Here is a 12,634-nt window from a genome sequence, read left to right as displayed (position 1 = left end):
TTTCACATGGTAAAAGTAGGTATTAATGGTTTTGGACGTATTGGTCGTAACGTATTCCGCGCATCATTCAACAACCCAGAAGTAGAAATCGTAGCAATCAATGATTTGACTGACGTTAACACATTGGCTCATTTGTTGAAATATGATACTACTCACGGCAGATTCAATGGTACTGTTGAAGCAACAGAAGGCGCTTTGATCGTTAACGGCAAAACTGTTAAAGTATTTGCTGAGCGTAATCCTGAGAACTTGCCTTGGGGAGCTAACGGTGTTGAAATCGTTGTTGAATCCACAGGTATTTTTACAGCAAAAGACAAAGCTTCCCTTCACTTGAAAGGCGGCGCTAAGAAAGTAATCATCTCCGCTCCAGCTACTGACGAGGATATCACTATCGTATTGGGCGTAAATGAAGATAAATACGATCCAGCAGCACATACAATTATCTCCAACGCTTCTTGCACAACTAACTGTCTGGCTCCTTTTGCTAAAGTATTGAACGACAAGTTCGGTATCGTAAAAGGTATGATGACAACTATTCACTCTTACACAAACGATCAATCCGTGTTGGATCTTCCACATAAAGACTTGCGTCGTGCTCGTGCAGCTGCTGAAAACATCATTCCTTCAACAACTGGCGCAGCAAAAGCAGTTTCCTTGGTGTTGCCTGAGCTTAAAGGCTTGCTAAACGGTATGTCATTCCGCGTACCAACTCCTAACGTATCCGTAACGGATCTGGTTGCTGAGCTGAAAGTAAACGTAACAGTTGATGAAGTTAACGCAGCTTTGGAAGCAGCAGCTAACGGTCCTTTGAAAGGCGTTATGAACTTCTCCGTTGAGCCGCTTGTATCCAGCGACTACAATGGCGACCCAGCTTCTTCCACAATAGACTCTTTGTCCACTATGGTAGTTGGCGATAACATGGTTAAAGTAGTTTCCTGGTACGATAACGAGTGGGGCTATTCCAACCGTGTTGTAGATTTGGCTGCTTTTATTGCTAAAAAAGGTTTGTAAGATCCAATTGTGGTTATGACTTAAGTTTGATGAAACACGCTTCGCTCTTTTGAGCAAAGGGAGTATACCTACGGTATCTGTTGAAGCTTTATTCCTTGATTGAAATTGGCTAGGGCGGGAATAAAACTTCAAAGGATACTCGCTAACGCTCTACGGTACACTCCCTTTTGCTTTTTATCGCGAAACAGCCTTCAATCAAAAAAATGTCATACCCACAATTTTTGTGTATAGAAAGAAAAAAACGGGAGGCGTGAGCGGGATGAACAAAAAAAGCGTTCGTGACGTAGAAGTAAACGGCAAAAGAGTGTTTGTACGGGTGGATTTTAACGTACCGTTGGAGAATGGCGTAATTACCGATGACACGCGTATTCGCGAAACCGTACCAACTATCCAGTATCTAGCGGAAAGAGGCGCTAAAGTCATTCTAGCGAGTCACCTGGGCCGTCCTAAGGGTGAGGTTGTAGAAGAGCTTCGCTTAACGGCTGCGGCTGCGCGTTTGACTGAGCTTTTGGGTAAGCCGGTAGTAAAAGCGGACGAAGCCATCGGCGATGCTGTTAAAGCACAAATTGCTGCTTTGAAAGATGGCGATGTTCTGCTTCTTGAGAACGTGCGCTTCTATGCTGGTGAAGAGAAGAACGATCCGGAATTGGCGAAAGCTTTTGCTGAATTGGCTGATTTGTATGTAAATGATGCTTTTGGAGCGGCTCACCGGGCTCACGCTTCCACAGAAGGCATCGCCCACTATCTTCCTGCAGTTTCCGGCTTGCTGATGGAGAAAGAGCTGGAAGTATTGGGTAAAGCATTGAATAATCCGGAGCGTCCTTTCACAGCAATCGTGGGCGGAGCAAAGGTTAAAGATAAAATTGCCGTAATCGAAAAGCTTATCGACATCGCAGACAACATCATTATCGGTGGTGGCTTGTCCTATACGTTCTTTAAATCCAAAGGCTATGAAATCGGCAAATCCCTCGTGGACAACGATCGTTTGGAGCTTGTTAAAGAGTTCGAGCGCAAAGCTAAGGAAAAAGGCGTAAACTTCTTGCTTCCTGTTGATATCGTAGTTGGCGATGATTTCAGCGCTTCGGCTAATACCAAGGTTGTAACTGTAGATTCGATTCCTGCTGATTGGGAAGGCTTCGATATTGGGCCGAAAACTCGCGAAATTTATGCCGAAACGATCAAAAACTCCAAGCTGGTTGTTTGGAATGGACCGATGGGTGTATTCGAGCTTGAGCCATACAAAAACGGTACAGAAGCTGTAGCTAATGCTTGCGCAACTACTACAGGCTACACAGTAATTGGCGGCGGCGATTCAGCGGCGGCAGTTGAGAAGTTCCACCTGGGCGACAAAATGGATCATATCTCCACTGGCGGCGGCGCTTCCTTGGAGTTTATGGAAGGCAAGGCACTTCCGGGCGTTGTAGCGTTGAACGATAAGTAAGAGTAAGAGCTGACACAAACAGTTAAATAAAAAGGAGTGACCCAACATGCGTAAACCAATCATTGCCGGTAACTGGAAAATGTTCAAAACTGTAAGCGAAGCGACTGCTTTCGTAAACGAAGTTAAAGGTAAAGCAGAGGTTGACGGTGTGGAGAGCGTAATCTGCGCTCCATTCACTAATCTTCCTGCACTTGTTGAAGCTGTAAAAGGAACTACATTAAAAGTAGGCGCACAGAACCTTCACTTTGAAGATAACGGCGCGTTCACAGGCGAAATCAGCGGTGTCATGCTGAAGGATCTGGGCGTTAACTACGTAATTATCGGTCACTCAGAGCGTCGTGCTTATTTCCTTGAAACAGACGAGATCGTTAATAAAAAAGTGCATGCATCTTTCAAGCATAGCTTGACGCCAATCGTTTGCGTAGGCGAGAAGCTGGAAGAACGTGAAGCGGGTCAAACCAAGCAAGTATGCAAAGTGCAAACGGAAGGCGCATTTGCAGGCTTGAGCGCTGAGCAGGCAGCTGAAGTAGTTGTAGCTTATGAGCCTATCTGGGCCATCGGAACAGGTAAATCCTCTACGGCAGCCGATGCTAACGAAGTAATCAGCTACATTCGTGAATTGATTGCTGGTCTTTACAGCCAATCCGTGGCGGATGCGGTTCGTATCCAATACGGCGGCAGCGTAAAGCCGAACAACATTAACGAATACATGCAGGAATCCGATATCGACGGAGCACTAGTGGGCGGCGCAAGCTTGGAGCCAGCTTCCTACATAGCTCTTGTTGAGGGGGCCAAGTAAGATGTCCAGACCTAAACCGGTAGCACTGATAATATTGGATGGCTTCGGCCTTCGCGGTGAGATCACGGGTAACGCAGTCGCTCAGGCGAACAAGCCTAACTATGACCGGTACTGGAATGAATATCCGCACACAACACTGGTAGCGTGCGGGGAAGCAGTGGGATTGCCAGAGGGGCAAATGGGCAACTCTGAGGTTGGTCATTTAAACATAGGTGCGGGGCGTACCGTGTATCAAGATTTAACTCGGATTTCCAAGTCGATTCGCGACGGCGAGTTTTTTGATAACGAAACGATTCTTGGCGCGATAAGACATGCCAAGGATAATGGTAAAAAGCTTCATCTGTATGGATTACTGTCGGACGGTGGCGTTCATAGTCACATTGCACATTTATTTGCTTTGCTTGAAGTGTGTAAGAAGGAGCAATTCGAGGAGGTTTACATCCACGCATTTTTGGATGGCCGTGACGTAGCTCCTGACAGCGCCAAAGGCTATATGGGCCAACTGCTGGCTAAAATCGATGAAATTGGCGTAGGCAAGATGGCAACAGTTCAAGGCCGCTACTATGCGATGGATCGAGACAAGCGTTGGGAACGTACAGAAAAGTCTTACCGTGCTATGGTTTATGGAGAGGGCCCGCACTACACGGAGCCGATGCAGGCCATTGTGGAGTCTTATGAAAAATCGGTGTTTGACGAATTTGTTATGCCGACGGTTATCGTACAAGCAGACGGTAGCCCTGTAGGCTTGGTAGAGTCGGACGACTCCGTTATTTTCCTTAACTTCCGACCTGACCGCGCCATTCAGCTTTCTCAGGTGTTTACGAACAGTGACTTCCGTGGTTTCGATCGCGGAGAGAAATGCCCTGCCAAGCTGTACTTCGTTTGCTTAACATTATTTAGTGAATCCGTGGATGGCTTTGTAGCTTACAAACCGAAAAACCTGGATAATACACTGGGTGAGGTTCTAGCGCAAAACAACCTGAAGCAGCTTCGTATCGCTGAAACAGAGAAATACCCGCATGTGACGTTCTTCTTCAGTGGCGGTCGTGATAAGGAATTGCCAGGTGAGACTCGTATTCTGATTCCATCGCCTAAGGTAGCAACTTATGACCTGCAGCCGGAAATGAGCGCATATGAGCTTGCAGAAGCAGCAGTTGCCGAGATCGAAGCAGAGCGTCAGGATGTTATCATTCTGAACTTTGCGAATCCGGATATGGTTGGCCACTCGGGCTTACTGGAGCCAACGATCAAAGCAGTTGAAGCAACAGATGCTTGCTTGGGTAAAGTTGTCGAGGCTGTGCTTGCTAAAGGCGGAGTAGCGTTGATCACGGCTGATCACGGTAACGCCGATTTGGTTACAAATGCGGACGGCAGCCGAAATACAGCCCATACGACAAATCCGGTCCCTTTTATTGTAACGTCCAAACATGTTACACTAAGAAATGATGGAATTTTGGCAGATATTGCTCCTACTATTCTGACACTGCTGGATGTAGCACAGCCAGAAGAGATGACAGGAACTAAATTAATCTAGCCTTAAGCTTGAGAGAGTCACCGGGGTCGGTCATCCGGCCCTGACAAAATTATAAAATAGTCTAAGGAGTGTTTCGAAATCATGACAACTATCGCTAATGTGTACGCTCGTGAAGTATTGGACTCCCGCGGTAATCCAACCGTAGAAGTAGAAGTATTCTTGGAGTCCGGCGCAAGAGGCCGCGCTATCGTTCCTTCAGGCGCATCTACTGGCGCTTACGAAGCTGTTGAGCTTCGTGATGGTGACAAATCCCGTTACTTGGGTAAAGGCGTTCTAAAAGCAGTTGAGAACGTTAACGACATCATCGCTCCTGAATTGATCGGCTTCGATGCTTTGGATCAAGTTGGTATCGACAATAAAATGATCGAGCTTGACGGAACGCCGAACAAAGCTAAGCTGGGTGCAAACGCGATTCTGGCTGTTTCTATGGCAGTAGCTCGTGCAGCTTCCGAAGCTTTGGACATCCCTCTATATGTTTACTTGGGCGGATTTAACGCGAAGCAGCTTCCAGTTCCAATGATGAACATCATCAACGGTGGGGCTCATGCGGACAACAACGTTGACGTACAAGAGTTCATGGTGCTACCAGTTGGCGCGCCTTCATTCAAAGAAGCGCTTCGTACTGGCGCAGAAATTTTCCACAGCTTGAAATCCGTATTGCAAGAAAAAGGCTTGAACACAGCAGTTGGCGACGAAGGCGGCTTTGCTCCGAACTTTGGTTCTAACGAAGAAGCTATCACTACTATTCTTACAGCTATCGAGCGTGCAGGCTATAAGCCAGGCGTTGACGTATTCTTGGGTATGGACGTTGCTTCCACTGAGTTCTACAAAGATGGCAAGTACCACCTGGAAGGCGAAGGCAAATCTTACACTTCCGCTGAGTTCGTAGACTTCTTGGCTGATTGGGTTGACAAATATCCGATCATCACAATCGAAGATGGCTGCTCCGAAGATGATTGGGATGGCTGGAAGCTGTTGACTGAAAAGCTTGGCGGTAAAGTACAACTAGTTGGTGACGATCTATTCGTAACTAACACGGTTCGTTTGTCCAGAGGTATTGAAGAAAACATCGGTAACTCCATCTTGGTTAAAGTTAACCAAATCGGTACGTTGACTGAAACTTTCGACGCTATCCAAATGGCTAACCGCGCTGGTTACACAGCGGTTATTTCCCACCGTTCCGGTGAGAGCGAAGACAGCACAATTGCTGACATTGCTGTTGCTACTAACGCTGGACAAATCAAAACAGGTGCTCCTTCCCGTACGGACCGCGTTGCTAAGTACAACCAATTGCTTCGCATCGAAGATCAATTGCGTGATACTGCACAATATGCTGGTAAAAAAGCGTTCTACAACTTGAAGAACTTCAAATAATATAGAAGAGCACGTTTCGTGCTCTGCCCTATTCAATGCTTAAGTCGGCGGCTAACGCCCCTTAAGCATTGTGTATATAGTCGGCTCTTTATGCCGACAATGCCTTGTATAATCAAGGTGGCTAGTTAGCCACCGTCTTTGTACTTTAGTAAAATAATGGGTTTGTGCTTTTTTGTAAGCTTCCGCTAATCTGTGGTAGTTGGAGGGTTACACATTTACCGGAGAGTTTACGTGTGGCCTTTGAAATCGTGTTATTACCGCAAGGTATATTCAATGAGAACACGATTTCAACAGCCGCCGTAGGTAGATGTGGTAACCTGTAGACGAACAACAAGATGAGAGTAAGTTTGCAGTAAGCACCAACTTTCCCCGGAGGGATCAGCATGAGTAATTGGTTGAAGACTGTATTTTTTCTAGTAGGATCAGCCTTTCTCACTCGCTTGATCCCTTTTTCTTCATTTTTCCGCAACTTGGACACGATGATTCATGAATTTGGTCATGCGGTGGTAACCTTGGTTTTCTCAGGCCAAGTGATGTATATCGAGCTTTTTGCTAATCATAGCGGGGTAACGTATTCCAGGGTGATGGATAACTGGACTCAGATTCCAATCTCGCTTGCCGGATATATGACGGCTTCCTTGTTCGCTGTATTTTTGTTCAAGATGAGGGCTATAGACAAGCATCGTTTGGGCTTGCAGGTTATTACATTGCTGGCTATTGTTTCGTTAGTTTTGTTTGTACGTAATGAATTTGGCGTGATTTGGCTTATCGGTTTTATTGCTTTGAACATTATCATGCTATCTTTAATGCCGCGATGGTTGAGTGATTTTTATTATTTATTGCTGGCCTTTCTAACCTTGGAGGAGTCAGTGCTCGGTCCAATTTCATTAATTCTTTATTCGTTGGAAAATTCAGGGGCTGCTGGCGATGCAACAAACTTAAGTCGAATCACGATGATTCCAGCTCTTGGTTGGTCCGTCTTGTTTACGCTATTCTCATTATGGTGTGCGAAAGGTGCCATTCAAGCCTTCTTGGGACGGAGAAAAACGAGGCCAAGACCTGCCAAACAGCCTTATTCGAACTATGAGTAATGGGGTTTGTTTGCCAGTAGGACAACTTTATGATATAATGCTAATACTGTCCATTTTCTATTATATATAAGTGGCCATGTGGCCGTTAGTTGTAACGATAGATTTTCGCTGGAGGTGGAAACATGGAATTAGTTTTGAAAATTATACTGGTTATTGCGTCACTTGGTTTGATTGCAGCGGTATTACTTCAACCAGGGAAAAGCGCGGGGTTATCCGGTGCCATCTCCGGAGGTGCGGAGCATCTGTTCGGAAAGCAAAAGGCGCGTGGCTTGGAATTATTTTTAAATCGTCTAACAATGGGGTTAGCGGTTGTTTTCTTCGTCTTGACACTAATCGTGGCTTACTTTGTAAAAACAGCGTAATATAAAAGCACTACAGCAGGGGAATGATACTCCTGCTGTTTTTTTGTTCAAACAAAGTCCTAAACGCCCATTCCATGTGTTGTGAATTTGCGTAAACTGTAGGAAGAATGAAATTGTTGTGTTTTCTTGAGAGAGAAATGGGTAAAACTATAGAGAAGTAAGGTAGAGGAAGGTGAGGACTTTGGTTCAACGCAATGATGTATTGGATTTTATGAGAGAAACGGCTTATAAACCGATGACATATCAGGAATTAGAGAAGTATTTCCAGATTGAGAGCGCGCAGGATTTCAAGGATTTTATTAAGCTGTTGAATGAGCTGGAGAATGAAGGGCACATAATACGGACTCGAACGGAGCGGTACGGTGTACCGGAACGGATGAATTTGCTGCGGGGCAAGCTGCAGGCGCATGCCAAAGGGTTTGGGTTTCTAATTCCAGAGGAACGTGATCATCCGGATGTGTACATACACGCCAACGATATGGGTGGGGCCATGAATGGCGACATCATTCTCGTTCGGATAACGACCAAAAGCGCTGCCGGTGGCAAGCTGGAGGGCGAAGTGGTCCGGGTAGTCAACCGTGCTAATACGCAGATCGTTGGATTGTTTCAGATGAACGAAGGGTATGCATTCGTGATTGCGGATGATAAACGAGTAGTTCGTGATATTTTTATCCCTAAGGATTCTTTTAATGGGGCCATGGACGGGCATAAAGTGGTTGTGCGAATAGTGACCTATCCAGAAGGGCGTGCGGCAGCAGAAGGTGAAGTTATCGAAATTTTGGGACATAAAAATGATCCTGGAGTCGATATTATTTCGGTTATCCGCAAGCACCAGCTCCCGGAGACCTTCCCGGATGAAGTTTTGGCAGAAGCCACTGAGGTACCTGAAGTTATTGCGGAAACGGACCTGGTAGGACGTCGTGATTTGCGGAATAAACGGATCGTGACGATTGATGGTGAAGACGCTAAGGATTTGGATGATGCGGTTAACGTTGAACTCTTGGAAAATGGCAACTACTTGCTGGGCGTTCATATTGCCGATGTGAGCTATTATGTGCATGAAGGAGCTCCTCTGGATAGAGAAGCTTACAATCGCGGCTGCAGCGTTTATTTAGTAGATCGTGTAATCCCTATGCTGCCTCATCGGTTATCGAACGGGATATGCTCGTTGAATCCGCAGGTGGATCGTCTGACGATGTCCTGTGAGATGGAATTTGATGCTAATGCCAACGTGGTGCGCCATGATGTGTTCACTAGTGTAATCAAGACGAGCGAGCGGATGACTTACACGAATGTGCGGAAGCTGCTGTCGGGTGATGCAGAGCCGGAATTGACGGAAAAGTATGCATATTTAATGGATGACTTCCGTTTGATGGAAGAGCTGGCTATGAGGCTGCGCGGTCGTAGGATGAAGCGGGGTGCGATTGATTTTGACTTCGAGGAATCCAAGATATTAGTAAATGAGAGCGGCAAGCCTACAGACATCGTGAAAAGGGAACGGACCATTGCTGAGCAAATCATAGAAGAGTTTATGCTGGCGGCTAATGAGACTGTGGCTGAGCATTTCCATTGGATGAAGGTGCCTTTCTTGTACCGGATTCATGAAGATCCCGATTCTGAGAAGCTAATGCATTTCATGGAGTTTATTACGAACTTTGGCTATGCTGTACGCGGCAAGGGGAACACGGTTCATCCTCGTGCGCTGCAAACACTTCTAGAGGAAATAAAGGGCACTAAAGAAGAAACGGTTATTAGTAAAGTGATGCTGCGTTCGATGAAACAAGCGAAATATGACGCTCAGAGCACCGGTCACTTCGGTCTAGCGGCTGAGTTTTACTCTCACTTTACGTCCCCGATCCGGCGTTATCCGGATTTGATCATCCATCGCGTCATGCGCGAGGTGTTGGAGAAGGGCGGAATGGATGATAAGCGCCATGAGTATTTGTCCGCTCGGATGGATGACATTGCGAAGCAGTCCTCAGAGCGTGAGCGCGTAGCTGTGGATGCGGAGCGGGAAACGGAGGCTTTGAAAAAGGCCGAGTACATGATGGACAAAGTGGGCGAGGAATTCGAAGGGATGATCAGCAGTGTGACGAGTTTTGGTATTTTCGTCGAGCTGGACAATACCGTTGAAGGATTAATTCGTCTAAGCGATATGCACGATGATTACTATCATTACCATGAGGCGCAGCATGCGTTGATTGGAGAGCGCACATCGAAAATTTACCGCCTCGGCGATGAGTTGAAGGTACGAGTGGCTCGCGTGAGCATGGAAGACCACACCATCGATTTCGAGATGGTGGACATGAAGCCGCGGCAGCAGAAGGTAAGCCTCGTAGGCGCGCTGAAAGCAGTCCGCGGAGGCGATAAACAGCGCGGACGCGGAGGTCGGAGCGCGTCAGCGGCGGCTGGCGGACGCGGGGCGCGTGGCGGTGACCGCGAGCGCAGCGCAGCCGAAGGCGCCCGCAGCGGGCGGCGCGGCAAAGGCGGCACTGGCGCAACGGCAAGCGCAGGCAGCGCCGGAGGCGGCAAGAGCCGCAAGCCGCGCAAGGGCGCCAGCGCCGGGGCGGCTGTTGGAGCCGGTGCCCCGAGGGGCACCGGAGCAGACGCCGCCAAGGCGCGAGCGCTGGACGCAGCGCCGGTCAAGGGCGCAGGCGAAGCCGGGCGCTCGGGACCGCGGCGGCGTAAGAAAAAGCAAGCGAAAAAGTAGTCGTTTCGCTTGCTTCCGAGGGTTGGAGTTGGTAAAATAAACTCCAATCCCTTTTTTTTGAGATACAGTCGTTGTGGTAAGGAGTGAATGGCTCTATGGTGAGCAAAAAGTCCGATAGCAAAGTTCTCGCACAGAATAAGAAAGCTTCTCATGATTATTTTATTGAAGATACCTATGAGTGCGGTATGGTACTGACTGGAACTGAGATTAAGTCACTACGATTAGGTCGGGCCAATATAGGTGATGCCTTCGCGACGATTCGTAATGGAGAAGCCTTCATCCATAACATTCATATCAGCCCATTCGAACAGGGCAATCGCTTCAACCCAACGGATCCGACACGTGCTCGGAAGCTGCTGCTGAAGAAAGTGGAGATCCGCAAGCTGCTCGGCTTGGCCAAGCAGGAGGGCTATACCTTAGTGCCGCTCAAGATCTATGTACGTAATGGCTTTGCCAAGCTTTTGATTGGATTAGGTAGAGGTAAGAAGCAATACGACAAGCGTGATACCGCGGCCAAGCGTGATGCTCAGCGCGATATCCAGCGTGCATTACGTGAAAAGCAGAAGGTTGCCAGGTAGGTATATCCTACTTTGTCATGAGATTGCCTTAGCTTCCAGTAAGTCATTCTTTTTTTTGTATGAAAGTGTGATATACTAAGTAGGCATCAAGATAAACTTTCAAATTCATCAAGAGAATCAGATAAGCTTTTATCATAACCTTTTGAGCAAGTTGCTTTAATTAAGAGTCTCCTTAATCGGAGACTCTACTATGCGGGGACGTTCTTGGATTCGACGGGGATAGTTCGAGCATGAGTAGCGGGTAGTGGGGACGCGTCCACTTCATCAACGCTAAAGCCTATTAAATGGCAAAACACAAAACAACTACGCTTTAGCAGCTTAATAACCTGTTAGCGTGCTTCTACTCAGCATCGCCCATGTGACTGGGATAGGGGCTCAACTATAGTGGGATACGACGTTTGGTCTCCGCCTGGGGTCGAACGTAGGAAGACAATCAGGCTGACCCAACGTATAGCCTGTCGCGGGGCGATACTCGGGTGACATCAAATCCGTGACTACACCCGAAGAATCTTATGTGGCGTTATCTTCGGACAGGGGTTCGACTCCCCTCGTCTCCATAAAATGCAAAAAAGCACTGACTATTCTGTCGGTGCTTTTTGCGATTCTTGGTAGGATATCCCTGCATTAGGGGACGTAGTAAATCGCAGTTGGCGCAGCATGGAATGTACCGCTAATTACGTCATCGCAGAGTAGCATCCCCCCTTGTGTGGGTGACTATTTCTGAGGGATCAGATATGGGGCCAATTTCGTTGCAATAACTCGATGCCCTCGATCATTCGGATGGATAGGTAAAGATCCGCTTAACGCGTCTTCAATCTTTCCTTTTCGATATCCATACAAAAGATCTGCCTGTTTTCCTTCAAACCACATATGAACGGGAGCTAAAGTTACATCGTAACTATGGGCGAGCTCATTGGTCGTACGATTTAATCCGTCCACCCACTCAACCGAAAGAGCGCTGTTAGGAAATGGATTATATTGCGTGCAGCAAATGATCCGGGCACAGCTTCCTTTTTTTATTCGAGTAAAAATAGCACTTAAATTACGTCTATAGTTGGCTGCAATGTGTTTTGCATCTAGTGGTCGCTTGGTTTTAAATGAAAATAGTGCCGCGTTAGCTAAATCCACTCCTCCGATCCATACTGAAACAGCAGCAGAACGATTGATTGTGGAGGATCCCTGCCATATCACTGCATCTAATAGATCATAGCTGCTCCAACCAGGCCGAGCTAATACCAACCCACGAACTTTACACGAGCTTGAATTTAATGTAGATACGGTTAAATGAGGATAAGCCTTCGCCAAAGAGGATGCATTTTCTCCAAATGTAATGGAATCTCCAAGAGCTGTATAGATCATAAGAATATCACCAACTCCAACTTTTAATCATACCTACACGCAATATCCTATTGGACAATAGGGGAAATCAACTTATTGCTTGCTTGTGTATTTTCTCAAATGTATCTTATAGGTATGGTATGTAATCATGCACAAGTTGTGTGGACGTTTAACAACTTTAGGAGCGGATATTAAGATGGGGAAAGATACTCGGGTGACATCAAATCCGTGACTACACCCGTAGAATCTTATGTGGCGTTATCTTCGGACAGAGGTTCAACTCCCCTCGTCTCCATCATTTTCACCAGTTTTCGGACATAAACTTTTAGGTTGTCAGGAATTTACTGATAACGAGAGCAATGCCCACTTAATAAACTGCATTTCTTCATCAATCCA

At 46.8% G+C, this 12,634-nt stretch carries 10 protein-coding genes and 1 other RNA gene; 10 read left to right on the top strand and 1 reads right to left on the bottom strand.

The genetic code is table 11. The features are described 5' to 3' along the window. Nucleotides 1-6: 6 nt before the first annotated feature. From gap to ssrA, 10 genes are all read left to right on the top strand, one after another. Nucleotides 7-1,011 carry a type I glyceraldehyde-3-phosphate dehydrogenase gene (gene gap / locus GC093_RS34330; protein WP_171656474.1) on the top strand — a complete coding sequence of 335 codons (1,005 nt, stop codon included), beginning with the start codon at nucleotides 7-9 and terminating at the stop codon, nucleotides 1,009-1,011. Between the two features lie 259 nt (nucleotides 1,012-1,270). Next, nucleotides 1,271-2,452: a phosphoglycerate kinase gene (locus tag GC093_RS34325; protein WP_171656473.1), complete on the top strand. Its 1,182-nt coding sequence runs from the start codon at nucleotides 1,271-1,273 to the stop codon at nucleotides 2,450-2,452. A gap of 46 nt (nucleotides 2,453-2,498) precedes the next feature. Further along, the gene (gene tpiA / locus GC093_RS34320; RefSeq protein ID WP_171656472.1) at nucleotides 2,499-3,251 is read left to right on the top strand and encodes a triose-phosphate isomerase; all 753 of its coding nucleotides are present in this window, start codon (nucleotides 2,499-2,501) and stop codon (nucleotides 3,249-3,251) included. Nucleotide 3,252: 1 nt separating this feature from the next. After that, nucleotides 3,253-4,785 carry a 2,3-bisphosphoglycerate-independent phosphoglycerate mutase gene (gpmI, locus tag GC093_RS34315; protein ID WP_171656471.1) on the top strand — a complete coding sequence of 511 codons (1,533 nt, stop codon included), beginning with the start codon at nucleotides 3,253-3,255 and terminating at the stop codon, nucleotides 4,783-4,785. Between the two features lie 81 nt (nucleotides 4,786-4,866). Continuing rightward, nucleotides 4,867-6,159, top strand: coding sequence for a phosphopyruvate hydratase (gene eno, locus GC093_RS34310; protein WP_171656470.1), 1,293 nt, complete (start codon nucleotides 4,867-4,869; stop codon nucleotides 6,157-6,159). A 383-nt stretch (nucleotides 6,160-6,542) separates the two neighbouring features. Next, nucleotides 6,543-7,250: a M50 family metallopeptidase gene (locus GC093_RS34305; protein ID WP_171656469.1), complete on the top strand. Its 708-nt coding sequence runs from the start codon at nucleotides 6,543-6,545 to the stop codon at nucleotides 7,248-7,250. A gap of 122 nt (nucleotides 7,251-7,372) precedes the next feature. Then, nucleotides 7,373-7,612, top strand: coding sequence for a preprotein translocase subunit SecG (secG, locus tag GC093_RS34300; RefSeq protein ID WP_171656468.1), 240 nt, complete (start codon nucleotides 7,373-7,375; stop codon nucleotides 7,610-7,612). 181 nt (nucleotides 7,613-7,793) lie between these two features. Further along, on the top strand, nucleotides 7,794-10,322 hold the full coding sequence (gene rnr / locus GC093_RS34295; RefSeq protein WP_171656467.1) for a ribonuclease R: 2,529 nt from the start codon (nucleotides 7,794-7,796) through the stop codon (nucleotides 10,320-10,322). A 98-nt stretch (nucleotides 10,323-10,420) separates the two neighbouring features. Beyond that, nucleotides 10,421-10,900, top strand: a complete 480-nt coding sequence (gene smpB, locus GC093_RS34290; protein ID WP_308862404.1) for an SsrA-binding protein SmpB — start codon at nucleotides 10,421-10,423, stop codon at nucleotides 10,898-10,900. A 194-nt stretch (nucleotides 10,901-11,094) separates the two neighbouring features. Beyond that, nucleotides 11,095-11,460, top strand: a transfer-messenger RNA (tmRNA) gene (gene ssrA / locus GC093_RS34285). Between the two features lie 154 nt (nucleotides 11,461-11,614). Here ssrA and GC093_RS34280 read toward each other — a convergent pair. Beyond that, a complete protein-coding gene (locus GC093_RS34280) occupies nucleotides 11,615-12,259 on the bottom strand; it encodes an SGNH/GDSL hydrolase family protein (RefSeq protein WP_171656465.1) in 645 nt (214 codons plus the stop codon). Nucleotides 12,260-12,634: the final 375 nt, after the last annotated feature.

Origin of the sequence: Paenibacillus foliorum, from assembly GCF_013141765.1 — a bacterium.
Classification (GTDB): Bacteria; Bacillota; Bacilli; order Paenibacillales; family NBRC-103111; genus Paenibacillus_S; species Paenibacillus_S foliorum.
The sequence above is the reverse complement of the archived record's forward strand: the minus strand, read 5'-3'. Positions and strand labels throughout refer to the sequence as shown.

Bases quoted from the DNA above. Each gene is read 5' to 3' on its own strand.
- gap (WP_171656474.1), top strand. From the start codon at position 7: ATGGTAAAAGTAGGTATTAATGGTTTTGGACGTATTGGTCGTAACGTA.
- GC093_RS34325 (WP_171656473.1), top strand. From the start codon at position 1,271: ATGAACAAAAAAAGCGTTCGTGACGTAGAAGTAAACGGCAAAAGAGTG.
- tpiA (WP_171656472.1), top strand. From the start codon at position 2,499: ATGCGTAAACCAATCATTGCCGGTAACTGGAAAATGTTCAAAACTGTA.
- gpmI (WP_171656471.1), top strand. From the start codon at position 3,253: ATGTCCAGACCTAAACCGGTAGCACTGATAATATTGGATGGCTTCGGC.
- eno (WP_171656470.1), top strand. From the start codon at position 4,867: ATGACAACTATCGCTAATGTGTACGCTCGTGAAGTATTGGACTCCCGC.
- GC093_RS34305 (WP_171656469.1), top strand. From the start codon at position 6,543: ATGAGTAATTGGTTGAAGACTGTATTTTTTCTAGTAGGATCAGCCTTT.
- secG (WP_171656468.1), top strand. From the start codon at position 7,373: ATGGAATTAGTTTTGAAAATTATACTGGTTATTGCGTCACTTGGTTTG.
- GC093_RS34280 (WP_171656465.1), bottom strand. From the start codon at position 12,259: ATGATCTATACAGCTCTTGGAGATTCCATTACATTTGGAGAAAATGCA.